The following is a 22,797-nucleotide window of genomic DNA, read 5'->3' as shown; positions in this document are numbered from 1 at the left end:
TCCTCAGGCGGGCGATTCCGGCTCGGCCCATTTCGCCACGCGGCGCCGGACCGCCGCGGCGAGCTCGTCCATCGTCGCGACCTGTTCGATGCCATAATGTCCGGCGGTGATATCGACATTGCCCTTGCGCCAAAAGCCCTCGGGACAAAGCAGGATCAATTTTCCGCCGCGCGCGTGGAGGCCCATCTCGAGCAGGCTGATCGGGCTTTGCGATCCCGGCGCGAAATACATCACGACGATGTCGGCGGATTCGAGCGCGCCCAATTCCCATTCGACCTGCCGGCGAAACTCGGGTTCGCTCGCATCCGGCTTCCACGCGGGATTCCAGTCGGGCCGCCGCGGATTGAGAAACACGACGTCGAGGTCGCCGAGCGATTTGACCAGCTCGGCCTGCCAGTCGGCGGCACGGCCCATGTCGATGCTGCCGCCGAGGAAAATGCGCGGCCGCTCATGGTCGGCGGGCAGTGCCTGCGGCGAGGTGATCGTGCGCGGCGCGGCCTCAGCGGGGAGGGCGGTCGTCAGCAGCGCCAGCGCGACGAGCGCGCGCCGCATCAGGCGAGCGCCGCGTCGGCGCCCATCAGCGTCGGGAAGAAACCCTCATGCGCCTCGCGCAGTTCGGCGAGCGTCACCTGATGGTCGCTTTCGGGCAGTTCGAAGACGATGCGGTCCTTGATCGTGCGGCCGACGGGGTCGACCGGCACATCGGCGCGGCCCGCGGCGTCGAGGAAGTCGGCGAGGCAGGTGTCGCAGACGGTGACGAGATAGAGCCCCTGATCTTCGCCGAAGAAGCTTTCGGCGATGCCGAAGGGCTGTTCCTCGCTGACGAGCACGCCGATGTCCGATTTGAGCGCCATTTCGGCGAGCGCGACCGCGATGCCGCCATCGGAAACATCGTGGCACGCGGTGATCCAACCGGCGTTGATCGCGCCGCGGATGAAGTCGCCGGTGCGCTTTTCGGCGCGGAGGTCGACGGGCGGCGGCGGGCCTTCCTCGCGGCCGAGGATTTCGCGCAGCCACACCGACTGGCCGAGGTGGCCGGCGCGTTCGCCGACCGCGAGCACGATGTCGCCGGTGCGCTTGAAGCCGATGCCGACAGCTTTCGCGAGGTCGTCGATCACGCCGACGCCGCCGATCGCGGGGGTGGGCAGGATCGCGCTGCCGCCGCCGGTCGCCTTGCTCTCATTATAGAGGCTGACGTTGCCCGACACGATCGGATAGTCGAGCGCACGGCACGCTTCTGCCATGCCGTCGAGGCAGCCGGTGATCTGCCCCATGATTTCGGGACGCTGCGGGTTGGCGAAGTTCAGGCAGTTGGTGATCGCGAGCGGCGTCGCGCCGACCGCGCTGATGTTGCGCCAGGTCTCGGCGACCGCCTGCTTGCCGCCCTCGACGGGATCGGCGTAGCAATAGCGCGGGGTGCAGTCGGTCGACATCGCGAGCGCGCGATTGGTGCCGTGGATGCGGACGAGCGCCGCGTCGCCGCCGATCTGCACCGTGTCGCCGCCGACCTGGCTGTCATATTGCTCGTAAATCCAGCGGCGGCTGGCGATGTCGGGGGTGCCCATCAGCGTCTTGAGGTCGGCCGCAACGTCCTTCGTTTCGGGGACGTTCGTCAGCTCGGCCTGCCTCGGGGTCGGAATATGCGGGCGGTCGTAGAGCGGCGCATCGTCGGCGAGCGGCGCGAGCGGGATATCGCAGACGATCTCGCCATGATGCTCCAGCACCATGCGGCCGGTGTCGGTGACCGTGCCGATGACCGCGAAGTCGAGTTCCCATTTGTGGAAGATCGCGGCGGCGAAATCCTCGCGGCCGGGCTTCAGGACCATCAACATGCGTTCCTGCGATTCGGACAGCATCATCTCATACGCCGTCATGCCGGTCTCGCGCTGCGGCACGTCGTCCATCTTCAGGTGCAGTCCGACGCCGCCCTTCGATGCCATCTCGACCGACGAGGAAGTGAGGCCCGCGGCGCCCATGTCCTGGATCGCAACGATCGCGTCCGACGCCATCAGTTCGAGGCATGCCTCGATCAGCAATTTTTCGGTGAAAGGATCGCCGACCTGCACGGTCGGGCGCTTTTCCTCGGCATCTTCGCCGAAATCCGCCGACGCCATCGTAGCGCCGTGGATGCCGTCGCGGCCGGTCTTCGAGCCGACATAGACGATCGGATTGCCGACGCCGCTGGCGGCCGAATAGAAGATCCTGTCCTGCTCGGCGACGCCGACGGTCATCGCGTTGACGAGGATATTGCCGTCATAGGCCTTGTGGAAATTGACCTCTCCGCCGACCGTCGGCACGCCGACGCAATTGCCATAGCCGCCGATGCCGTGGACGACGCCCGAGATGAGGTGCTTCATCTTCGGATGATCGGGACGCCCGAAGCGCAGCGCGTTGAGGTTGGCGACGGGCCGCGCGCCCATGGTGAACACGTCGCGCAAAATGCCGCCGACCCCGGTCGCCGCGCCCTGATAGGGTTCGATGTACGACGGGTGGTTGTGGCTCTCCATCTTGAAGATCGCGGCCAGCTTCTTGCCGTCCGGGCCTTCGCCGATGTCGATGACGCCGGCATTCTCGCCGGGGCCGCAGATCACCCACGGCGCCTCGGTCGGCAGTTTCTTCAAATGGATGCGCGAGCTTTTGTAGCTGCAATGCTCGGACCACATGACCGAAAAGATGCCGAGTTCGACGAGGTTCGGCTCGCGCCCGAGCGCGGCGAGGACGCGCTCATATTCTTGCGGAGACAGGCCGTGGTCGGCGACGATCTCGGGGGTGATGACGGAGGCGGGCGCGGCTGCTGTCTGAGTCATGGCGCGCCTTTAGCCGCGCGCGCGCGATAGGAACAGACCCCATGATGCATTTCGCACCATGGGGTCTGCGGACGGAGAGGATTAACGCGCGGCGAGCGTCGTCGCGGGCTGGGTCAGCGGCTTCACGTCGCGGAGCGCGAAGCTGACCTGTTGCGAGCCGATGGTGCCGCGGACGCGATGTTCGCCCACGCGCAGCTTGAACGGCTTGCCGGTCTTTTCCTCGATGCCGCTGATCACGCGTGTGTCGCCGACCTGCGTCACCGTATAGCTGTAGATGCTGCCGCCATGTTCGAAGCGTTGCGCGGCGGGCTCTTCGGCCTGGACGGCAGCGGGAAAGAGCGCGAACAGGGCGAGGGTGGGGAGGAAGATGTTTTTCATGATGCAAGTCCTTGTTGATGAAACAAAACTTGCCTTTGAGCCCCTCTCTTCTTGTGCGATGCAGCATGGCTTGCCCGCCCGGCGGGGGCAATTGCAAAAAGCGGAATCACGCTTGCGCGAAAGCGGAAGGGGTCAGCCGTCCGCCGGACGCCGATTCGCGCCGGTCCACGCCGCCGCGGCCGCCAACACCGCATAGGCGGCGAGCATCGTCGCCGGAATCGCGAGCGAATAGACGGGCTCCTTCGGCCCGAACCAGTCGATCGCCTGCACCAGCGCGAGCAGGACGGCAAGAATCCAGAGGCGGAGGTTGCTGGAGTGCGCGCGCGTCCGCCGGGCGTAATAGAGCAGTGCGCCGAAGGTCAGCAGGATTTCCAGCGGCATTTCGACGAGCGGATGATTCCAGAGGCCGAGCCCTAGCTTCGGCGGTCCTCCGGACAGCGTCAGGTCAGGGATATGGACGAACAGATCGAGGAGCCAGTGCGAGACGACGACGAGCGCGGCGCCGATCGCCGCCTCACGCCGCTTCGTGGCGAACTGGACCAGCAGCCCGAAGCCGGCGGCCCATAACAGGGCACCGAGCAGACTGTGCGTATAGGGCATTTGGTAAAGGTCCATCGGATTCATCGCGGTGATCCCGGGCACGATCCGCATCGCCTCGATGCCGGGGATCAGCAGCGCCGCAAATCCGATGTCGATGAGCTGCGCGGCGACGAACAGCGTGCCGAGTCCGGCGGCCTTCGGCCGCGTCGCGACGATCAGTGCCGGTGCGAAATGCCCGATGAACATGATCCGATGCTATCGCGTCCGCGCACGGCGTCAAGCGCGACCGCACTTGACCGCAAGGGGGCGAAGGGGCCAAAGCGTCAGGATGACGGAGACCCCCGAAACCGCAATTTCCGCCCTGTCGTTCGAGGCCGCGATGGGCGAGCTCGAAACGATCGTGCGCCGGCTCGAAAGCGGCGACGTCAGCCTCGAGGAATCGGTGGCGCTCTACGAACGCGGCCATGCGCTCAGGACGCATTGCGAGGCACGGCTCGCGGCGGCACAAGCGCGTATCGAGCAGGTCAGCCTCGGCGCCGACGGCCAGCCGGCGGGAACCACGCCCTTCGGCGAAAGCTGAGTGGTGGTGGCGTTCGTCGGCGGCGACAGCGACCAGGCGGCGCCCTTGCTTGGCACCGCGCAGGAAGAGGTCGCGGCGGGAATCGATGCGCTGTTCGACCGGCTGCTCGCCATCCCCGCCGATCCGCGCGCCCGGCTGTACGAAGCGATGCGCCATGCCGCGATCGCCGGGGGCAAGAGGCTGCGTCCGCTGCTCGTCCGCGCCGCGGGCGACCTGTTCCACGTCGACCGCTCGCTCAGCCTGCGAGTCGGCGCGGCGGTCGAGGCGATGCACGTCTATTCGCTGATCCACGACGACCTCCCCTGCATGGACGACGACGACATGCGGCGCGGCAAGCCGACGGTGCACCGCGCCTATGACGAGGCGACCGCGGTGCTCGCGGGCGATTCGCTCCACGCGCTCGCTTTCGAATGGCTCTGCGATCCCGCGACGCACAGCGACCCCTTCGTGCGCGCCGAGCTCTGCTGCGAGCTTGCGCGCGCCGCAGGGCCGGCGGGCATGGCGGGCGGGCAGATGATGGATCTTGTCGCCGAGAGTGCCGATTTCGATCTGCCGACGGTGACGCGGCTTCAACAGCTCAAGACCGGCGCGCTGATCGGCTTCTCGGTCGAGGCGGGGGCGATCCTTGCGCGCATTCCGGTCGAAGGCCGGCGCCCCTTGCGCGGTTATGCGCGCGACATCGGGCTCGCCTTCCAGATCGCCGACGACATCATGGACGTCGAGGGCGACGAGACGCTCGCGGGCAAGGCGCTGCACAAGGACGATGCGGCGGGCAAGGCGACCTTCGTCACCCTGATGGGGCTCGATCGCGCGCGCGAACAGGCGCGGCTGCTCGTCGATCAGGCGATTGCGCATCTTGCCGGTTTCGGCGAAGAGGCGGCGCTGCTCCGCGCGATCGCGCGCTATGTGGTGGAAAGGGACCATTGATGCGGGTGGGGGTTTATCCGGGCACGTTCGATCCGATCACGCTCGGCCATATGGACATCATCCGCCGCGGCGCGAAGCTCGTCGACCGGCTGGTGATCGGGGTGACGACGAACATCACCAAATCGCCCCTGTTCGACGACGAGGAGCGGATCGCGATGGTACGCCGCGAGGTGGCGGGCATTGGCGGCGATATTCGCGTCGTGGGATTCAACTCGCTGTTGATGGATTTCGCCGAGCGCGAAGGCGCGAGCCTCATCGTGCGCGGGCTGCGTGCGGTGGCCGATTTCGAATATGAATATCAGATGGCGGGGATGAACCAGCAGCTCAACGACCGCATCGAGACGGTGTTCCTGATGGCCGATGTCGGGCTGCAGCCGATCGCCTCGCGCCTCGTCAAGGAAATCGCGATCTTCGGCGGCGACATCCGTAAATTCGTCACCCCCGCGGTGCGCGACGCGGTGGTGTCGCGGATCGACGAACGGGGCCTTCGCCAGGGCGAGGGCTGATCCCGCGCACCATCCCAATCATTGAGCGTTCAGCTTTTTCCCGCTAGGTCGCGGCCAGCGGGGCGCATATTCAGATTCGACAAGAGGCCGATCCAGCATGAAACTTTCCTTCCGCCCCCTGATCCTGACGGCGATGGCGATCGGTCTTGCGGCCTCGGCCGCCGCGCAGGAGGTGCCGCCGGCGCCCCCGCCGCAAGGCAGCGAGGCGCCGCCGCCCGAGCCTGTGCCGAGCGAGCCCACGCCGCCGGTCGAGGCCCCGGCGCCCGCACCCGACACGGCCACGCCCGCTCCGGTCGCGCCCGTGGTTCCGGCGATGACGCCCGACCAATATATCAATAACCCCGAATATATGCTCGATCTCGACCTTTCGACGGGCGGGCGCGTCGTGGTCCAGCTCTATCCCAACGTCGCGCCGAACCATGTCGAGCGGCTGAAGCAGCTCGCGCGCGCGGGCTTCTACAACGGGATCAAGTTCCACCGCGTGATCGACGGCTTCATGGCGCAGACGGGCGATCCGACCGCGACCGGACAGGGCGGCTCGCAGCTTCCCGACCTCAAGGCCGAGTTCAACGATACGCCGCACCTGCGCGGCACGCTGTCGATGGCGCGCGCCGAAAGCCCCGACAGCGCGAACAGCCAGTTCTTCATCATGCTCCAGCCGCGCTTCAGCCTCGATCATCGCTACACCGCCTTCGGCCGCGTGATTTCGGGCATGCAATATATCGACGCGATCCATAAGGGCGAGCCGCCGGCGGTGATGTCGCGGATCGTCCAGATGTCGGTCGCGGCCGACAACAAGCCGATGCCGCCCGCCTCGGCGCTGGTCGAGGACCAGCCCGCTGCACCGCCCGCGATCACGGTCGACGAGCTCAACGCCCCGATCAAACGTTAAGCGCGAAAGTACGCGCGAACTCCTATGCGCGTCGACGCCTTCGATTTCGATCTGCCGCCCGAACGCATCGCGCTCCGCCCCGCGCGCCCGCGCGATGCCGCGCGGATGCTCGTCGTCGAGGGAGAGGCAATTCGCGACCGGGGTGTCCGCGACCTGCCATCCTTATTGCGCGCGGGCGACTGCCTCGTCTTCAACGACACGCGCGTGATCCCGGCACAGCTCGAGGGCAAGCGCGGCGACGCGAAGATCGGCGCGACGCTCCACAAGCGGATCGACCTGCGTCGCTGGCAGGCGTTCGTCCGCAACGCGAAGCGGCTGCGCGTCGGCGAGACGGTCGATTTCGGTGCGGGGGTCGAGGCGGTGGCCGAGGAACGGCTCGCCGACGGCAGCTTCATCCTCGCCTTCGCCGGCGATGAACCCGTTGAGCTGCTGCTCGAACGCGCAGGTACCATGCCGCTGCCGCCCTATATCGCTGGGAAGCGTGCGACCGACGAGGCCGATCGCAGCGATTATCAGACGATGTTCGCCGAAAAGGACGGCGCGGTCGCCGCGCCGACCGCGGCACTGCACTTCACGCCCGCACTGCTTGCCGCGCTCGATGCGGCGGGGATCGCGACCGAGACGCTGACGCTGCATGTCGGCGCAGGCACTTTTTTGCCGGTGAAGGCCGACGACACCGACGATCATGTCATGCACGCCGAATGGGGCCGAATCGACGCCGCGACCGCCGGCCGGCTGAACGCCGTCCGCGCGAACGGCGGCCGGGTGATCGCGGTCGGCACGACCAGCCTCCGCCTCCTCGAAAGCGCCGCACAGGGCCATGATGGTATCGCGCCCTTCGAGGGCGACACGGCGATCTTCATCACCCCGGGCTATCGCTTCAGGGCGATCGACGGACTGATGACCAATTTCCACCTCCCGCGCTCGACCTTGTTCATGCTGGTCAGCGCGCTGATGGGGCTGGAGACGATGCAGGCGGCCTATGCTCATGCCATCGGACATGATTATCGCTTCTACAGCTATGGCGACGCGAGCCTGTTGCTTCCCTAAATGGGACAGTCCGGCCCGCCGGGGCTGCTGAAATTTACATTATGGCAAGGCATTGCGGGCATTGCGGACCCCTGACTTAAGGGGTGGGCAAGGGTTCGTTGATGGACATGCCATCGGGTATCGGGGGCGGAGACCGCAAGGACAGCGCGGAAAGCGATGGCGCGCGCGGGTTTTTCGGCAAGCTCGGCGCGCGCAAGGCGCGGCCGCGCGACGGTGCGGCAACGCTCGCAAACCTCGATACGCGCGAGGCGTTGCTGCTGCTCCGCAATTTCGAGGAAAGCAAGCGCGGCTGGTTTTGGGCGACCGACGCGAAGGGGCGGCTGACCTATATCACCGACGCGGTCGCGCGGCTGATGGGACGATCCGGCGGCGAGCTCGTCGGCGCCGGCTTCACCGATCTGTTCCTGCCTGTCGACAGCCAGAGCGAGCGCCAGCGCACCCTGCCTTTTCTCTTCACCAAACAGTCGAAGTTCGACGAACTGCCGCTGCGCAGCGCGTTCGAGGGCGACGATCGCTGGTGGGCGATCTCGGGGCGCCCGCATTACGATGCAAACGGCAATTTCGCGGGCTATCGCGGCAGCGGCGCCGACATCACCGCGCAGCGCCGCTCGGCCGAGGATGCGTCGCGCCTCGCGCTCTATGATTCGCTGACCGGCCTTGCGAACCGCTTTCATATCTCGAAGAAGCTCGACATGACGCTCGCGGCCTTCACGCAGCAGCAGCGGAGCTGCGCGATCATGCTCCTCGACCTCGACCGTTTCAAGCAGGTGAACGATACGCTCGGCCATCCGGCGGGCGACGCGCTGCTCAAGCAGGTCGCCGAGCGGCTGCTCAAGATCGTCGGCGACAAGGAGATGGTCAGCCGTCTCGGCGGCGACGAGTTTCAGATCATTCTCCCCGACGTCGAGGATCGCGGCAAGCTGGGCGACATGGCCGCCGACATCATTGCCAGCCTGTCGCAGCCCTATTCGGTCGAGGGCAGCCGCTGCATCATCGGCGCGTCGGTCGGGGTCGCGATCGCGCCCTTCGACGGGCAGACGAGCGACGATCTCGTCCGCAACGCCGACCTCGCGCTCTATGCCGCGAAAGGCAATGGCCGCGGGCGCTTCGCTTTCTATTCGAGCGACCTGCATCAGGCCGCCGACGACCGCCGCAAGCTCGAAGAGGATCTGCGCGACGCGCTCGCCCGCGGCGAGATGCAGCTAAGCTATCAGCCGGTGGTCAACGCCAAATCGAATATCGTGACCGGGGTCGAGGCGCTCGTTCGCTGGACGCACCCCGAGCGCGGCGTGATTTCGCCTTCGGTGTTCATTCCGATCGCCGAAGAGGCCAATCTGATCTGGCCGCTCGGCGAATGGGTGCTCCGCACCGCCTGCGCGGATGCCGCGCGCTGGCCGGGCGATTTGCGCGTTGCGGTCAATGTCTCGCCGATCCAGTTCGCGAACGAGGATCTGCCGAAAATCGTCACCCACGCGCTCGCGGCTGCCGGATTGTCGCCCGAGCGACTCGAGCTCGAGATCACCGAAAGCGTGTTTCTCGCCGATTCGAACGAGACGGCGCGGATGTTCAAGGCGCTGAAGGGACTCGGCGTCCGGTTGGCGCTCGACGATTTCGGCACCGGCTATTCGTCGCTCGGCTATTTGCAGTCGGCGCCGTTCGACAAGATCAAGATCGACCAGAGCTTCGTGCGCGGCGCGACCGAGAAGGGATCGCGCAATGCCGCGATCATCGCCGCGATCGTCGCGCTGGCCGAAGCGCTGGATATGGAAACCACCGCCGAGGGAATCGAATCGCACGATCAGCTCGATCTGATCCGCAAGCTCGCGGTCAGCCATGTGCAGGGCTATATCTACAGCCAGCCGGTGTCGAGCGAGGCGCTGCTCGATCATGCCGAGGCCGGGTCGTGGACGATCAAGCCGTCGGGTCCGGCGCGCCAGCGCAACGATCGCTTCCACATGTTCCGCAAGGTCGGCGCGATTCACGGCAATCACCGCTACAATGTCGTGATCCGCAACCTGTCGGCGACCGGCGCCTTCATCGAGGGGATGCTCGATGTCCCGGTCGGGACCCAGTTCGTGATCGATTTCGGCGAAGGCCAGCTCGCGACCGCGACCGTCCGCCGGTCGATGAAGCATCAGCAGGGCATCGAGTTCGAGCAGTCGCTGGTCAGTGACGGCAATGGCGGGCTCTGCACGCGCCATCGCGTCTCGCCCTATCTGATCGCGGCGGCGAGCCAGCAGACCCAATCCCATCTGGCGCTGCCGGCCTTCACCACGACGAGCGACTGGCAGGCGGCCTGACGACGGAACCGCCAGAGGGCTCCAACGTTTTCCCTTCGATCAACTGTCGAAGGAGGCCCGCATGGCCGAAACCAAAATCTTCGCCCGGCTGAAGGCCGACCACGACCGGCATCGCAAATTGCTGAAGCAGATCGACGCGACGCAAGGCGACAGCCCCGAGCGCGAAGAACTGTTCGAGACGTTCCGCGTCGAGGTGACCGCGCATGCCGCGTCGGAGGAGATGTCGCTCTATGCGACGATGCTCGCCAAGCCCGGCCTGCGCGAGGACGCGCAGCACAGCGTGTCGGAGCACAAGGAAATCGACGACATGCTGACCGAGCTTTACGAGATGGATTTCGGTTCGACCGGCTGGCTGACCCGATTCCGCACGATGAAGGATCGCTATCTTCACCATATCGACGAGGAGGAGGACGAGATGTTCCCTGCCGCCGAGAAGGGACTGTCCGAGACGAAGCAGAAGGAGCTCGCGGCGATCTTCGACAAGGAAAAGCCAAAGGAAAAGGCCAAGGCGGCCGCCGAAGAGCCGTCGAGCGAGGAGGAGCGGGAGTAAGGCTTTCATCCTCGGGGCCCGGTGCCCCGTCTCGACTTTCGCCCGCGTCCCCGTCATAGGCGCCCGCGATGACCGACAGATTCGCTTTTCAGGTCGCCGCGACCGACGGCGCGGCGCGCACCGGCGTGATCCGCATGATGCGCGGCGATATCCGCACGCCCGCCTTCATGCCCGTCGGAACGGCCGCGACGGTGAAGGCGATGCGCCCCGCTGATGTTCGCGCGGCCGGTGCCGACATCATCCTCGGCAACACCTATCATCTGATGCTGCGTCCCGGCGCCGAGCGCATGGCGCGGCTCGGCGGCCTGCATGCCTTCATGGGCTGGGACCGGCCGATCCTGACCGACAGCGGCGGCTATCAGGTGATGAGCCTGTCGGCGCTGACGAAGCAGAGCGAGGAAGGGGTGTCTTTCAGGAGCCACCTCGACGGCTCGCGCCACATGCTGACCCCCGAACGCTCGATGGAAATCCAGCGCCTGCTCGGCAGCGATATCGTGATGGCGTTCGACGAATGCCCGCCCGCCGGGGTCGACGCAAAGCGCGCCGCGGCGAGCATGGAGCGCTCGATGCGCTGGGCGGCGCGCAGCCGCGCGGGCTTCGATGCCGGGGAGGAGCATGCGGCGCGCTCGGCGCTGTTCGGCATCCAGCAGGGCTCGCTCGATGAGACGCTACGCGCGCGTTCGGCCGCGGCGCTGACCGACATCGGCTTCGACGGCTATGCGATCGGCGGATTGGCCGTAGGGGAAGGTCAGGAGGCGATGTTCGGGGTGCTCGACTATGCACCGGGCCAGCTTCCCGCCGACAAGCCGCGTTACCTGATGGGGGTCGGCAAACCCGACGACCTCGTCGGTGCGGTCGCGCGCGGAGTCGACATGTTCGATTGCGTGCTGCCCACGCGCTCGGGCCGCAACGGCCAGGCCTTTACCCGGGATGGCCCGGTCAATATCCGCAACGCGAAGCATGCCGAGGATCTGGGGCCGCTCGATGCATCGTGCGACTGCCCGGTCTGCACGACCTGGTCGCGCGCCTATCTCCACCATCTCGTCCGCGCCGGCGAGATGCTCGGCGCGATGCTGATGACGCAGCATAATCTTCATTTTTATCAGGCGCTGATGCAGGCGATGCGCGACGCGATCGCGGCGGGCAGCTTCGCGGCGTTCCGGTCGGATTTCGCCGCGCGCTATAAAAGATGATCAGTCGAGTTTGCTGAGCAGGTCGAGCATCGCCGGCGGAATCGTCTCGTCAACGGCCGAATCATAGGCGCGACGCAGGGCCATATTGATCTCCTGCGCCTTCCCGGGGAGCTTTTTCTCGGCGTCCTTTCCGGCCGGCTTGCGAGGCGACGTACCGGATTTAGACGACATTATCTTGCCAAATGGTCGACATGGGGCCTTTTGCTAACCGCGCGGAAACCAAAGCGCAATGCGCCTTTGTTGCTTCTCTGGGAAACTATTTTACGGCACATTCGTTCCCAAGGGGTGAAATTATGCCGTCGGCGGCCGAATTATCCCCGTCGGGAACCAAAATCCGCCGTTTCCACGGCATCAGGAGGGTCTTTATGTCATTGGGTCAGGCGATCGCGCCGCATCTTCCCTATCTTCGGCGTTATGGCCGCGCGATTTCGGGAAGCCAGCAAAGCGGCGACGCGCTTGTCGCGCGCCTGCTGGAAACGCTCGTCGCGCATCCGGACGCGGTCGATACCGGCGCCGATCTTCGCATCCAGCTCTATCGCATGGTGCACGACAATTTTGGGCTGATGGCCGAGCAGGCCGCGGCCGGGGACGAGGTGGTGCCTGCCGAAACCGCGGTCGCCGACGCGCGCCTCCGCCGCTTGCCCTCGCTGGCACGTCAGGCCTTGCTGCTGACCGCGGTCGAGGGCTTCAACGCCGGGGATACGGGGCGGATCATCGGCCGCGATGGCGCCGCGGTCGAGGCGCTGATCGGCGAGGCGATGGACGAGATCGACCGGCAGACGCGCGCGCGCATCCTGATCATTGAGGATGAGCCGATCATCGCGATGGATATCGAGATGATCGTCCGCGAGCTCGGCCACGATGTCGTCGCGGTCGCCACCACCCACGCCGAAGCGGTTGCCGAGGCGCAGACGCACCAGCCGGGGCTCGTTCTCGCCGACATCCAGCTTGCCGACAATAGTTCGGGGATCGAGGCGGTGCAGGAGATATTGGGCAGCATGAGCGTGCCGGTCATCTTCATCACCGCCTTTCCCGAGCGGCTGCTCACCGGCGACCGGCCCGAGCCGGCCTTCCTGCTGACCAAGCCCTATCAGCCCGCGACCTTGCGCGCGGCGATCTCGCAGGTGCTGTTTTTCGACGAGAGCACGGTGCCGGCCTGATCGGCATTCAAGAAAGCCGTCATTGCGAGCGAAGCGAAGCAATCCAGAGCAGGCATAAACCGCCCTGGATTGCTTCGCTTCGCTCGCAATGACGCGGTTGGGGTTGATACGCCGGGATGAGCAGGCGATAGCACCATTCGATGACCGCACCCGACGCTCCCGCGCGCCAGTCCGCGCTCGACCGGCTCACGGCCAACGCGCCTTTTCTCGCGCGGCTCGCCGAGCTCCATCCCGACGATGTGACGCGCTTTCTGTCTCAGGGCACCGACGCCGCGCTCGCGCATGTCGTGCCGCCGCCGGTCGATGACGACATCATGCGCACGCTCCGCCAATGGCGTGGGCGGGTGGCGCTGCTGCTCGCGCTCGGCGATCTGTCGGGCGAGCATGATGTGGCGACGACGACGCGGCTGCTCGCCGCCTTCGCCGATCAGGCGTGCGACGCGGCGCTCGCCGCCGCCTTCGCCGAGCGTGTGCCCGGCGAGGAACCGCGCGGGCTTTCGGTCATCGCGCTCGGCAAGCTCGGCAGCCACGAACTCAACTATTCTTCGGACATCGACCCGATCCTGATCTTCGATCCCGAAACGCTGCCGCGCCGGTCGCGTGACGACCCCGACGAGGCGGCGGTGCGGATCGCGCGGCGGATGGTCGAGATTCTCTCGGCGCGCACCGCCGACGGTCATGTCCTGCGCGTCGATCTCCGCCTCCGCCCGCATCCCGAGGTCACGCCGATCGTCCTCCCCGAAAGCGCGGCGATCTCCTATTACGAATCCGAGGCGCTGGCGTGGGAGCAGGCGGCGTTCATCCGCTCGCGCGCCTCGGCGGGCGACCGCGCGCTCGGGGAGAGCTTTCTCGCCGCGATCCAGCCCTTCATCTGGCGCCGCAGCCTCGATTTCCGGCAGCTCAAGGAAATCGGCGCGATGAGCGACCGCATCCGCGATCATTTCTCGCAGGGCCAGGCCTTCGGTCCGGGCTATGACCTGAAGCGCGGGCGCGGCGGCATCCGCGAGATCGAATTTTTCGCGCAGGTGCATCAGCTCATCTACGGCGGCCGCGATCCGTCGCTGCGCGCGCCGGCGACGGTCGATGCGCTCGCCGCGCTGGCGCGGGCGGGGCGGATCGACGGGGCGGTCGCCGGGCGGCTGACCGGTCACTACGCGACGCTACGCCGGATCGAGCATCGGCTGCAGATGATCGAGGATCAGCAGACGCACAGCCTGCCGGTGCAGCCCGCCGCGCTCGACGCGGTCGCGCGGCTCGATGGCGAGACCGACGGCGCGGCGCTCCTCGCCGCGCTGGAGCCGGTCACGCTTGAAGTCGCTGCCTGCTACGATCGGCTTGTCGTCGAACGTGCGACGACGGCCGGCTTGCCGCGCGAAGAGGGTGAACTTTCCGGCGCGCTGATGGGGATGGGGTTCGAGCCGCCCGATGCGGCGATCCGCACGATCGCCGAGTGGCGCGGCGGGAAATTGCGCGCGCTACGCAGCCCCGCGGCGCTCGACGCGCTCGAAACCGTACTGCCTGAACTGATGAAAGCGATCGGCGCCGCGCCCGATCCGCAGGCGACGTTGGTGCGCTTCGACAAGCTCGTCGGCGGGCTGCCGAGCGCGATCAATTTCTTTCATCTGCTCGCGGCGCAGCCCGAGCTCGCGAAGATCGCGACGCGCATCCTGTCGCTCGCCCCGACGCTGGCCGACGCGCTCGGCACGCGGGTCGAGCTGATCGAGGGGCTGATCGACAAGCGCGCGTTCGAGGCGCCGGCGACCAAAAACGAGCTGCTTTCCGAATGGGCGCCGGGATTGTCGGGGCTCGATTACGAACGCCTGCTCGACCGCGTCCGCGACCGCGTCGGCGAGTGGCGCTTCGCCTATGGCGTGCAGCTCATCGCCGGCGCGACCGATCCGATGACGGTCGCCTGCGGCTATTCCGAACTGGCCGAGGCGGCATTGCAGGTGCTCGCCGACGCGACGGTCGCCGAGTTCGTGGCGACGCACGGGCGCATCGCCGATAGCGAACTCGTCGTGCTCGCGCTCGGGCGGCTCGGGGGGCGGGCGCTGACCCACGCCTCGGACCTCGACCTCATCTATCTCTTCACCGGCGATCATCTCGCCGAATCGGACGGGCCGCGCCCGCTCGGCGCGACGACCTATTACAACCGCCTCGCGCAGCGCGTGACCGCGGCGATGTCGGTGCCGACCGCGGCGGGCAAGCTCTACGACGTCGATACGCGGCTGCGCCCGCAGGGCGCGCAGGGCCCGCTCGTCGTCACCCTCGACAGCTTCGAGCGCTACCAGCGCGAGGAAGCCTGGACGTGGGAGCATATGGCGCTGCTCCGCGCGCGGCCGGTCTATGGCTCGGACGGCGCGAAGGCGGAGCTCCACCGGATCATCGACGAGCTGCTCGCGAGCCCGCGCGATCGCGATGCCGTAGCGAAGGACGCCGCCGAGATGCGCGACAAGATCGCCGCGCACAAACCCGCGAAAGGCCCGCTCGACATCAAGGGCGGCCCCGGCGGCCTCGTCGATCTCGAGTTCGCGATGCAGGTGACGCAGCTCGCGACCGGCCGCTGCCACGATCCCAATATCGGCTCGGCGCTCGCCTGCCTGCGCATCGACGGGCTGGCGCCGGCGGAGGTCTGCGACGCGCACGGCCTGCTCGGGCGGATGCTCGTGATGCTGCGGCTGACCGCGCCCGACGGGGAACCCGCGACCGCGGCCGCGCGTCAACTGGTCGCGGCGGCGTGCGGCGAGCCCGGCTGGCCGCAACTGCTTGCCGCGCACGAAGCGGCGCGGCAGGAGATCGCGAACTGGTGGGCCTCGATTCGCCCGCCGCAGCAGGAGACAGGTTCATGACCCTCGCCATCGGCGACGCCATTCCCGCGGTAAAGCTGCTCGACGCCGACGGCGCCGCGATCGACCTCGCGGCGATGAAGGGCGTGCCGCTCGTCGTCTATTTCTACCCCAAGGCCGATACGCCGGGCTGCACGGTCGAGGCGCAGGATTTCACCCGCCTCGCGCCCGACTTCGCGCATCTGAATGCGCAGGTGCTCGCCGTGTCGCGCGACGCGCCCGCGAAGCTCTGCAAGTTCCGCGACAAATATGGGCTGACCGTCCGCCTTGCCTCGGACGAGGACGGAGCGGTGTGCGAGGCGTTCGGCACCTGGGTCGAAAAGCAGAATTACGGCCGCACCTATATGGGGATCGAGCGCTCGACCTTCCTGTTCGGCGCCGACGGCAAGCTTGCGAAGGAATGGCGCAAGGTGCGTGTGAAGGGCCATGCCGAGGCCGTGCTGGAGGCCGCGAAGGCGCTGTAAATGCTATCGCTGGGCGAAGCCGCGCGTGCGGTCCTGCTGACGCCGGACCCGCACGACAAGCGCCGTGCGGCGCGTGCGCTCGCGCGGGCGTGGCGGCGCGGCGCGCTCGCGCATCGCTGCGATGGGACGATGCCCGATCGGCCCGCCTGGCCCGCCAAACCCGAACTGCTCGCCCCCAATCAGATGCCGCGCCGCCGGAGGGGCGGGTCGGAGCGCGGGCGGATCGCGATGCTCCACGCGCTCGCGCACATCGAATTCGTCGCGATCGATCTCGCGGTCGATCTCGTCGGCCGCTTCGGCGGCGAATTCCCGCGCGGCTTCGTCGACGACTGGATTTCCGTCGCGGCCGACGAGGCGATGCATTTCGCTTTGCTCGACCGGCGATTGCGCCAGCTTGGCAGCTTCTACGGCGAATTGCCCGCGCATGCGGGTTTGTGGGAAGCCGCCGAGGCGACCAGCGACGACGCGTTGGCGCGGCTGGCGATCGTGCCGATGGTGCTCGAAGCGCGCGGGCTCGATGTCACTCCGGCGACGATCACCCGCTTCCGCGCCGTTGGCGACGAGGCGTCGGCGAAGATTTTATCGCGTATTTTCAACGATGAAATCCGCCATGTGACCGCCGGCACAGTCTGGTTTAACCAGAAGTGCGACGAAATGGGATTCAACGCCGTCGAAACGTGGCAGACCCTCGTAAAATCGCGATTCCGGGGCTCCGTTAAGCCGCCGTTCAACGACTCGGCGCGCGACAAAGCCGGTTTAACGCAAGACTATTACGCGGTTATTGCTTGGTAAGCTTTGCCCCGTCATCAACGCTCGCGGGCAGGGAATAATCCCAACCGAGCGAACATCCGGCACCAGCGGCCCTTAAAAAAGGGCACTGGCGACAAGGACTGCGGGGTCGATACGTGCGATACGCTTCTCTGGCGCAAAAGTTTCATCTTGGTCTTGTTGTCTGCGCCGGTGCGCTGACCGTCGCGACCGTTCCGGCGGCCCATGCCGCCAATGCGGGCAGCAGCGACGCCAGCATCACGGTTCCCGACGAGCCCGAGGAAGATAATTTCCCGGCCGGGGTGACCGCGCCGACCGAAAATCAGGAAGCGCGCGCGATCTTCCAGGCGTGGAAGCGCCTCGACACCGGCCTGGCTGCGAACATCGGCGTTTCGGTGCCCTCGCGCCGCCCAATCGAGCAGATGTCGCTTTCATCGACCTATGGCATGCGCGTCCATCCGATCACCGGGAAGCTCGCGCGCCACAATGGCGTCGATATCCCGGCGCCCTACGGCACCCCCATTTACGCCACCGCCGACGGCATTGTCGGCCGCGCCCAGCGCCTCGGCGGCTACGGCAATTATGTCGAGATCGAACATGGCAACGAGATCGAGACGCGCTACGGTCATATGTCGTCGTACATCGTCCGCCCCGGCCAGCAGGTGCGGAAGGGCGATGTGATCGGCTATGTCGGCTCGACCGGCCGTTCGACCGGCAACCACCTCCATTATGAAGTTCGCATCGAAGGCGCGCCGGTCAATCCGATGCCCTTCGTCCGTTCGGACTCGATGACGATCGCGGCACTGACGGGCGACAAGCTCGCGATGGGCGGTCCCGAATAACAGCTTCTCTGGGTCGGAGAGGAGGGGCGCCCCACGGTAAACGGCCGGGGCGCCCTTTTCATTTGGGGCCGCGCCCCCTATCTTGCCGCCATGGCCACGCAGATTTCCGACATTAGCCTGTCCCCCGCCGCCGCGGCGCGCGTCCGCTGGATCGCGGATCGCAAGGGCGAGGCCGAGGCGGCGCTCCGCCTCGCGGTCGATGGCGGCGGCTGTTCGGGCTTCACCTATCGCTTCGGCCTCGCCGAGAGCATCGACGCCGACGACATCGTGACCGAAACCAACGGGGTGAAGCTGGTCGTCGATTCCGTAAGCATCGACCTCGTGCGCGGCTGCGTCGTCGATTTCGTCGATTCGCTCGGCGGATCGTCGTTCAAGGTCGAAAATCCGAACGCGGCCTCGGGCTGCGGCTGCGGGTCGAGCTTCTCGATCTAAGAGCTACCTCGCTTCCGTTCGTGCTGAGCTTGTCGAAGCACCGTCCTTCTTTTACGCTGGAAGGAAAGAACGGCCCTTCGACAAGCTCAGGGCAAACGGAAAGTGATGTGAGCCGGTGCCCCTGAAAGTCGCGACCTTCAACATCAACGGAATCAAGGCGCGCCTGCCGCGCCTTATCGAATGGCTCGAGGAAACCCGGCCCGACGTCGCCTGCCTGCAGGAGCTGAAATCGAGCGACGAGACGATGCCGACGAAGGAGATCGAGGCAGCGGGTTACGGCTTTCTCTATCATGGGCAAAAGGGCTTCAACGGCGTTGCGATCCTCGCCAAGGGCGCCGAACCCGTCGAAATCCAGCGCGGCCTCGCCGGCGAGGCCGAGGACGAGCAGTCGCGCTATCTGGAGGCCGATATATTCGGCGTGCGCGTCGGCTGCATATACCTTCCCAACGGCAATCCGCAGCCGGGCCCCAAATTCGACTACAAGCTGCGCTGGATGGCGCGGCTGCGCGAACGCGCGAAGGCGTTGCTTGCCGCCGAGGTCCCCGCGATTCTGACCGGCGACTATAACGTCATCCCGCACGACGACGATGTGTGGGACCCGCGCGCGATGGCGAACGACGCGCTGATGCAGCCCGATTCGCGCGACGCCTGGTTCCGTATCCTCGGCGACGGCTGGACCGACGCGATCCGCAGCCGCCATCCGGCGGGCGGGGTGTGGACCTTCTGGGACTATCAGGCGGGCGGCTGGCAGCGCGACCATGGTTTCCGCATCGACCATCTGCTGCTCAGCCCGGCGATGGCCGATCGGCTCGTCGACGCACAGGTGGACAAGGATTATCGCGGGCGCGAAAAGGCGAGCGACCACGCGCCGACCTGGGCGGTCTTTGCATGAGCCTCTTGTCCGCCAGCCGGCTGGCGGACGCGCCGCTCTTCGCGGGACTGGGCGAGGCCGAGCGCGCCGAGCTCGCCGACGCCTTCCTTCCGCGCCATTTCGCCGACGGCGCCGCGATCCTCGTCCAGAACGAACGCGCCGACGGGCTGTTCCTGATCGATCGGGGCCGTGTCGATATCGGCAAGCGGCTGCCCGGCGGCGGGCTTGCCAGGCTCGCCGAGGTCGGGCCGGGCGAGGTGATCGGCGACATGGCGCTGATCGGCCGCGACCTTCGCCGCTCGGCGATGGGGATCGCGCGCGGACCGGTCGCGACCTGGTATCTTCCCGCCGACCAGTTCCGCGCCGCGCTGGCGCGGCTCCGCCCCGCCTCGCTGCAATTGCAGGCCGAACTCGGGCGGCTGATCGCCGGACGGGTCGTTGCCAAGGCGGCGGATATCGCGGCGCTGATCGCCGATGGCCCCGACGCTTTTACCCCGCGTCCGCAGCGCGCGTTGGCACCGGTCATCGAGGACAGCTTCACGCCCGAGCCTTTCCTCGCCAGGCTGCCTTGCTGCGCGGCGATGACCCCGGCGCAGCGGCTCGCCTTCTGGGACGCCGGCGAACGGGTCGAAGCCCCGGCCGACACCGATCTCGCACATGTGGGCGGCGCGTCGGACAAGATCTGGCTCGTCGTGCGCGGCGCGGTGCGCAGCGCGCTGCCGCACGGGGACGGCATCTACCAGCTCACCGTCACCGGCCCCGGCCAGCTCGTCGGTATCGCGGCGATGCTCGCGGGGAGCACGCACGACCGGCTGCTGCGAACGAGCGAACAGGCGACGCTGCTCGCCTTCGATCGCGCGACTTTTGCCGAGATGCTCGATACCGGCGACGCGCTCAGCCGCGAGCTCGGCGCGTCGGTCAACGCCGATCTCGTCACCGCACTCGACGCGCTCGATCAGGTCGAGGCGCGTATCCTCGCGATGCGCCGCGGGCACGCGGTCGCGGCCTGACGAACAGCCAGCAAGAGGAACCGATGACGGAAAGCAGCACATATCAGGTCGCCGACTGGAACGGCCGCAGCGGCGAGCAATGGGTCGCCAACCAAGTGCGGCTCGATGCGATGCTCGCTGCGTTCGGCGACGCGGCGATCGCGGCCGCGGCACCCGGCGAGGGCGAGCAGATACTCGATGTCGGCTGCGGCGCGGGCGCGACCAGCCGGGCGCTCGCCGCGCGCGCCGGGCCGCGCGGTCACGTGCTCGGCGTCGATATTTCCGCCCCGCTGATCGACCGCGCGCGCGAGGCGGCTCCGGCCGGGGCGCCGCTCGCCTTCGAGCTCGCCGATGCCGGCACCGCCGCGCTTCCCGAGCGCGCGCTCGATCTCCTCTTCTCGCGCTTCGGGGTGATGTTCTTCGACGAACCCGCCGCGGCCTTCGCGCATATGCGGCGGAGCCTGAAGGCCGGAGGCCGTCTCGCGTTCGTCTGCTGGCGGAGCGCGGCGGAGAATGACTGGGTGCGCCTGCCGATGACGGCGGTCCGCGATCTGATTCCCTTGCCGCCGCCGCCCGATCCCGAGGCGCCCGGTCCCTTTTCGTTCGGCGACGGCGAACGCGTCGCGCGCATCCTGACCGATGCAGGCTTCGCCGGCATCTCCGTCACCCCCTTCGACCATCCCGTTCCCTTCGGCCATGGCGAGACGCGCGAGGCGGCGATCGATAATGCCGTCGAAATGGCCTTTCAGGTCGGTCCGCTGGCGCGCCTGCTCGCCGAACAGCCGGACGAAATTCGCGCGCAGGCGGCTGCGGCCGTGCGGCGCGCGTTCGCGGCGAAGCCGGGCGAGCGATCGGTGATGATCGACGGCGCCGCCTGGATCGTCACCGCGCGCAATCCGGCAGGTTAGCCGGAGCCTAGCGCGCCAGCGGCACCACCCGGAATTCGGGGCGGTTCCCGACCATCTCGGCATGGACCATCGCATATTCGGGGACCGGCATCCACGTCGCGCTGTTCGACGACAAGGGCTCCGACGCGACGATCACCGCGCGCGGTTCCTCCTCGCCGCCGACCATCTGCCACTCGCCGTCGTGCAGGCCATAGTCGCGCCCGGTGGTGAACCACATCGACAGGAAATTCATGTTCGCCTCGTGAAGCTGATCGGGCGACCCGGTGCGGTAATGGCCGAAGTCGAAACAATGGCGCAGCCCCAATATCTGCCGCCCGGTCGTGATGAACAGGTTGCAGCTCGACGAGATCGCGATGCCGTGATGCCGCCGCGCCGCCTCGATCAGATCGACGGTTCGCAGCACCGCCGCGATCAATTCGTCGCGATCCGGCTCGACGCGCCAGTCGCGAAGCTGCGACAGCAGCAGCGCATAGACCCACTCGCTGTCGGTCGATCCCGAAATCTGCGCAAGCAGGCCGGGACCGATATCGGCCATCAGCGTCCCTTTCATCTCGCCGATGCGATAGATGTCGCCGTTATGCGCCATCGCGACCGCGGCGCCGGGAAAGTGAAAGGGGTGGGTGTTCTGCTCGCTGACCTTGACGCTGGTCGAGTAGGCGACGCCGCGGACGTGCGCGATCACGCATTCGGCGCGCGTCTTGACCGCCAGCGATTTCAAATTGCCGTCGAAGATCGGCAGCGAGGGCGAGCGATAGCAGTGCGGTTCCGCGGGGAGAAAGCTCGACGAATCCCACGCCATCATCCCGAATCCCGCGAGGTTCAGCATGTGCAGCATCCGCGGCATATAGGCCTGATTGACGAGGCTGCTATCGGGCTTGAACAGCAGGTCGTCGAGCTGCACCGGCTCGCCCAGATACATCATCGCGCGGCACATGATCCGTCCCCACCCGCTGGTTTCAGGGTCAGCCTACACACTTCGGTGACGGATAAAACCCCACGTGTCCCCGCGAAGGCGGGGACCCATCTCCCGCCGGTTCGAGTTCGCGCCAAACGGAGATGGGCCCCTGCCTTCGCAGGGGCACGTCCATGTCAGACATCGGGATAGAGCGTCTTCGTCACCCGCCCCGGATCGAGCGCATAATGATGCGCGACCGCGCCGGCGATCACGCTTTCGAGGCTGCGCGTCGGCTTGAGGTCGCGTCCTTCGTAGCGCGCCGCGGCGGCGAGCCCCGGCCAGTCGGCCGACACCTTGCCGCCCTGCGCCAGCCCGCCGCCGAAGAACATCGCGGTCGAGGCGGTGCCATGGTCGGTGCCGCCGGTGCCGTTGACCTCGACCGTGCGGCCGAATTCGGTCGCGACGACGACGAGCGTGTCGCCCCACGCCGGACCGAGCCCCGCCTGCAGCGCGCCCACAAGTTGGTCGAGCCCGCGAAGCTGCGCGGTGAGCCGCCCGCGCTGGCCGCTGTGGGTGTCCCAGCCGCCGGTTTCGACCATCATCACCCGCGCGCCGTCTGGGGGCAGCATCAGCGAGGCGGCGAGCTTGCCGAGCTCGGCGCCGTTGCGGCCATTATTGCCGCCGATGTCGCTCGCCAGCTCCTGCGTCTTGACCGCGCTGTCCCACAGCGGGCGGAGCAGCGCGTCGTCGGCATAGAGCGCGGTCAGCCGCGCGATCAGGTCGGCGTCGGCCTGCGGCAGGCGGCTCGGCGCATAGGTCGCGACCGGCACGCTGCCGCGCAGCGCGAGCGGCCCCGCGGGCGCGATCGCCAGCGCCTCGCGCTCGGCGGCGGGGAGCAG

At 67.3% G+C, this 22,797-nt stretch carries 24 protein-coding genes; 17 read left to right on the top strand and 7 right to left on the bottom strand.

What is annotated here, in order from left to right:
• Positions 1–3: 3 nt before the first annotated feature.
• The 4 genes from ACE3SL_RS02600 to ACE3SL_RS02585 form a co-directional block, all read right to left on the bottom strand.
• Positions 4–552, bottom strand: a complete 549-nt coding sequence (locus ACE3SL_RS02600) for a nucleoside 2-deoxyribosyltransferase domain-containing protein (protein ID WP_374524203.1) — start codon at positions 550–552, stop codon at positions 4–6.
• Entirely contained in the window at positions 552–2,807 is a 2,256-nt protein-coding gene (purL, locus tag ACE3SL_RS02595) for a phosphoribosylformylglycinamidine synthase subunit PurL (RefSeq protein ID WP_374524202.1), read from the bottom strand. The genes ACE3SL_RS02600 and purL overlap by 1 nt, the downstream gene beginning before the upstream one ends.
• 81 nt (positions 2,808–2,888) lie before the next feature.
• On the bottom strand, positions 2,889–3,185 hold the full coding sequence (locus ACE3SL_RS02590) for a hypothetical protein (protein WP_374524201.1): 297 nt from the start codon (positions 3,183–3,185) through the stop codon (positions 2,889–2,891).
• Positions 3,186–3,317: 132 nt separating this feature from the next.
• Positions 3,318–3,971: a hypothetical protein gene (locus ACE3SL_RS02585; RefSeq protein WP_374524200.1), complete on the bottom strand. Its 654-nt coding sequence runs from the start codon at positions 3,969–3,971 to the stop codon at positions 3,318–3,320.
• An 82-nt stretch (positions 3,972–4,053) separates the two neighbouring features.
• On the opposite strand from ACE3SL_RS02585, the gene ACE3SL_RS02580 reads away from it, so the two are divergent.
• The 8 genes from ACE3SL_RS02580 (at position 4,054) to tgt (ending at position 11,723) form a co-directional block, all read left to right on the top strand.
• The gene (locus tag ACE3SL_RS02580; RefSeq protein WP_374524199.1) at positions 4,054–4,305 is read left to right on the top strand and encodes an exodeoxyribonuclease VII small subunit; all 252 of its coding nucleotides are present in this window, start codon (positions 4,054–4,056) and stop codon (positions 4,303–4,305) included.
• 6 nt (positions 4,306–4,311) lie between these two features.
• The gene (locus ACE3SL_RS02575) at positions 4,312–5,232 is read left to right on the top strand and encodes a polyprenyl synthetase family protein (RefSeq protein WP_374524198.1); all 921 of its coding nucleotides are present in this window, start codon (positions 4,312–4,314) and stop codon (positions 5,230–5,232) included.
• Positions 5,232–5,738 carry a pantetheine-phosphate adenylyltransferase gene (gene coaD / locus ACE3SL_RS02570; protein WP_374524197.1) on the top strand — a complete coding sequence of 169 codons (507 nt, stop codon included), beginning with the start codon at positions 5,232–5,234 and terminating at the stop codon, positions 5,736–5,738. Before ACE3SL_RS02575 ends, coaD begins: the two co-directional genes overlap by 1 nt.
• A gap of 97 nt (positions 5,739–5,835) precedes the next feature.
• Positions 5,836–6,630 carry a peptidylprolyl isomerase gene (locus ACE3SL_RS02565; protein WP_374524196.1) on the top strand — a complete coding sequence of 265 codons (795 nt, stop codon included), beginning with the start codon at positions 5,836–5,838 and terminating at the stop codon, positions 6,628–6,630.
• A gap of 24 nt (positions 6,631–6,654) precedes the next feature.
• Positions 6,655–7,680: a tRNA preQ1(34) S-adenosylmethionine ribosyltransferase-isomerase QueA gene (queA, locus tag ACE3SL_RS02560; RefSeq protein WP_374524195.1), complete on the top strand. Its 1,026-nt coding sequence runs from the start codon at positions 6,655–6,657 to the stop codon at positions 7,678–7,680.
• Between the two features lie 101 nt (positions 7,681–7,781).
• Entirely contained in the window at positions 7,782–9,980 is a 2,199-nt protein-coding gene (locus ACE3SL_RS02555; RefSeq protein WP_374524194.1) for an EAL domain-containing protein, read from the top strand.
• Between the two features lie 61 nt (positions 9,981–10,041).
• Complete coding sequence (locus tag ACE3SL_RS02550) at positions 10,042–10,530, top strand: hemerythrin domain-containing protein (protein WP_374524193.1); 489 nt, start codon at positions 10,042–10,044, stop codon at positions 10,528–10,530.
• A gap of 68 nt (positions 10,531–10,598) precedes the next feature.
• The gene (gene tgt / locus ACE3SL_RS02545; protein WP_374524192.1) at positions 10,599–11,723 is read left to right on the top strand and encodes a tRNA guanosine(34) transglycosylase Tgt; all 1,125 of its coding nucleotides are present in this window, start codon (positions 10,599–10,601) and stop codon (positions 11,721–11,723) included.
• Here the strand turns inward: tgt and ACE3SL_RS02540 are convergent, their stop codons facing one another.
• On the bottom strand, positions 11,724–11,894 hold the full coding sequence (locus ACE3SL_RS02540; protein WP_374524191.1) for a NepR family anti-sigma factor: 171 nt from the start codon (positions 11,892–11,894) through the stop codon (positions 11,724–11,726).
• 194 nt (positions 11,895–12,088) lie between these two features.
• Here ACE3SL_RS02540 and ACE3SL_RS02535 point away from each other — a divergent pair, with 194 nt between their 5' ends.
• The 9 genes from ACE3SL_RS02535 (at position 12,089) to ACE3SL_RS02495 (ending at position 21,003) form a co-directional block, all read left to right on the top strand.
• Positions 12,089–12,883 (top strand): response regulator, encoded by a 795-nt coding sequence (locus ACE3SL_RS02535; RefSeq protein WP_374524190.1) that lies wholly within the window; start codon positions 12,089–12,091, stop codon positions 12,881–12,883.
• Positions 12,884–13,023: 140 nt separating this feature from the next.
• Complete coding sequence (locus ACE3SL_RS02530; protein WP_374524189.1) at positions 13,024–15,732, top strand: bifunctional [glutamine synthetase] adenylyltransferase/[glutamine synthetase]-adenylyl-L-tyrosine phosphorylase; 2,709 nt, start codon at positions 13,024–13,026, stop codon at positions 15,730–15,732.
• Positions 15,729–16,193 (top strand): peroxiredoxin, encoded by a 465-nt coding sequence (locus ACE3SL_RS02525; RefSeq protein ID WP_374524188.1) that lies wholly within the window; start codon positions 15,729–15,731, stop codon positions 16,191–16,193. The genes ACE3SL_RS02530 and ACE3SL_RS02525 overlap by 4 nt, the downstream gene beginning before the upstream one ends.
• The gene (locus ACE3SL_RS02520) at positions 16,194–16,985 is read left to right on the top strand and encodes a ferritin-like domain-containing protein (protein WP_374524187.1); all 792 of its coding nucleotides are present in this window, start codon (positions 16,194–16,196) and stop codon (positions 16,983–16,985) included.
• 113 nt (positions 16,986–17,098) lie between these two features.
• The gene (locus tag ACE3SL_RS02515; RefSeq protein WP_374524186.1) at positions 17,099–17,803 is read left to right on the top strand and encodes a M23 family metallopeptidase; all 705 of its coding nucleotides are present in this window, start codon (positions 17,099–17,101) and stop codon (positions 17,801–17,803) included.
• 90 nt (positions 17,804–17,893) lie between these two features.
• Positions 17,894–18,235, top strand: a complete 342-nt coding sequence (gene erpA, locus ACE3SL_RS02510; RefSeq protein ID WP_374524185.1) for an iron-sulfur cluster insertion protein ErpA — start codon at positions 17,894–17,896, stop codon at positions 18,233–18,235.
• A 121-nt stretch (positions 18,236–18,356) separates the two neighbouring features.
• Positions 18,357–19,127: an exodeoxyribonuclease III gene (gene xth, locus ACE3SL_RS02505; RefSeq protein ID WP_374524223.1), complete on the top strand. Its 771-nt coding sequence runs from the start codon at positions 18,357–18,359 to the stop codon at positions 19,125–19,127.
• Entirely contained in the window at positions 19,124–20,116 is a 993-nt protein-coding gene (locus tag ACE3SL_RS02500) for a cyclic nucleotide-binding domain-containing protein (protein ID WP_374524184.1), read from the top strand. Before xth ends, ACE3SL_RS02500 begins: the two co-directional genes overlap by 4 nt.
• Positions 20,117–20,139: 23 nt before the next feature.
• Positions 20,140–21,003 carry a class I SAM-dependent methyltransferase gene (locus ACE3SL_RS02495; protein ID WP_374524183.1) on the top strand — a complete coding sequence of 288 codons (864 nt, stop codon included), beginning with the start codon at positions 20,140–20,142 and terminating at the stop codon, positions 21,001–21,003.
• Between the two features lie 7 nt (positions 21,004–21,010).
• Here the strand turns inward: ACE3SL_RS02495 and ACE3SL_RS02490 are convergent, their stop codons facing one another.
• Entirely contained in the window at positions 21,011–21,937 is a 927-nt protein-coding gene (locus tag ACE3SL_RS02490) for a class II glutamine amidotransferase (RefSeq protein WP_374524182.1), read from the bottom strand.
• 155 nt (positions 21,938–22,092) lie between these two features.
• Positions 22,093–22,797, bottom strand: a 705-nt coding sequence (locus tag ACE3SL_RS02485; RefSeq protein WP_374524181.1) for a DUF1501 domain-containing protein, incomplete at its 5' end; no start/stop codon positions are given.

Source organism: Sphingopyxis sp. (assembly GCF_041916015.1).
Lineage (GTDB): Bacteria > Pseudomonadota > Alphaproteobacteria > Sphingomonadales > Sphingomonadaceae > Sphingopyxis.
Note: the sequence above shows the minus strand (reverse complement) of the source record. Positions and strands in the feature narration are given on the sequence as shown.

What these genes read in the sequence shown, in the direction of transcription:
- ACE3SL_RS02490 (WP_374524182.1), bottom strand. Translation starts at nt 21,937, where the DNA reads ATGTGCCGCGCGATGATGTATCTGGGCGAGCCGGTGCAGCTCGACGAC.
- ACE3SL_RS02500 (WP_374524184.1), top strand. Translation starts at nt 19,124, where the DNA reads ATGAGCCTCTTGTCCGCCAGCCGGCTGGCGGACGCGCCGCTCTTCGCG.
- ACE3SL_RS02565 (WP_374524196.1), top strand. Translation starts at nt 5,836, where the DNA reads ATGAAACTTTCCTTCCGCCCCCTGATCCTGACGGCGATGGCGATCGGT.
- ACE3SL_RS02525 (WP_374524188.1), top strand. Translation starts at nt 15,729, where the DNA reads ATGACCCTCGCCATCGGCGACGCCATTCCCGCGGTAAAGCTGCTCGAC.
- ACE3SL_RS02535 (WP_374524190.1), top strand. Translation starts at nt 12,089, where the DNA reads ATGTCATTGGGTCAGGCGATCGCGCCGCATCTTCCCTATCTTCGGCGT.
- tgt (WP_374524192.1), top strand. Translation starts at nt 10,599, where the DNA reads ATGACCGACAGATTCGCTTTTCAGGTCGCCGCGACCGACGGCGCGGCG.
- ACE3SL_RS02540 (WP_374524191.1), bottom strand. Translation starts at nt 11,894, where the DNA reads ATGTCGTCTAAATCCGGTACGTCGCCTCGCAAGCCGGCCGGAAAGGAC.
- ACE3SL_RS02520 (WP_374524187.1), top strand. Translation starts at nt 16,194, where the DNA reads ATGCTATCGCTGGGCGAAGCCGCGCGTGCGGTCCTGCTGACGCCGGAC.
- ACE3SL_RS02530 (WP_374524189.1), top strand. Translation starts at nt 13,024, where the DNA reads ATGACCGCACCCGACGCTCCCGCGCGCCAGTCCGCGCTCGACCGGCTC.
- purL (WP_374524202.1), bottom strand. Translation starts at nt 2,807, where the DNA reads ATGACTCAGACAGCAGCCGCGCCCGCCTCCGTCATCACCCCCGAGATC.
- ACE3SL_RS02580 (WP_374524199.1), top strand. Translation starts at nt 4,054, where the DNA reads ATGACGGAGACCCCCGAAACCGCAATTTCCGCCCTGTCGTTCGAGGCC.
- erpA (WP_374524185.1), top strand. Translation starts at nt 17,894, where the DNA reads ATGGCCACGCAGATTTCCGACATTAGCCTGTCCCCCGCCGCCGCGGCG.
- ACE3SL_RS02550 (WP_374524193.1), top strand. Translation starts at nt 10,042, where the DNA reads ATGGCCGAAACCAAAATCTTCGCCCGGCTGAAGGCCGACCACGACCGG.
- ACE3SL_RS02590 (WP_374524201.1), bottom strand. Translation starts at nt 3,185, where the DNA reads ATGAAAAACATCTTCCTCCCCACCCTCGCCCTGTTCGCGCTCTTTCCC.
- ACE3SL_RS02585 (WP_374524200.1), bottom strand. Translation starts at nt 3,971, where the DNA reads ATGTTCATCGGGCATTTCGCACCGGCACTGATCGTCGCGACGCGGCCG.
- coaD (WP_374524197.1), top strand. Translation starts at nt 5,232, where the DNA reads ATGCGGGTGGGGGTTTATCCGGGCACGTTCGATCCGATCACGCTCGGC.
- queA (WP_374524195.1), top strand. Translation starts at nt 6,655, where the DNA reads ATGCGCGTCGACGCCTTCGATTTCGATCTGCCGCCCGAACGCATCGCG.
- ACE3SL_RS02495 (WP_374524183.1), top strand. Translation starts at nt 20,140, where the DNA reads ATGACGGAAAGCAGCACATATCAGGTCGCCGACTGGAACGGCCGCAGC.
- ACE3SL_RS02600 (WP_374524203.1), bottom strand. Translation starts at nt 552, where the DNA reads ATGCGGCGCGCGCTCGTCGCGCTGGCGCTGCTGACGACCGCCCTCCCC.
- ACE3SL_RS02555 (WP_374524194.1), top strand. Translation starts at nt 7,782, where the DNA reads ATGGACATGCCATCGGGTATCGGGGGCGGAGACCGCAAGGACAGCGCG.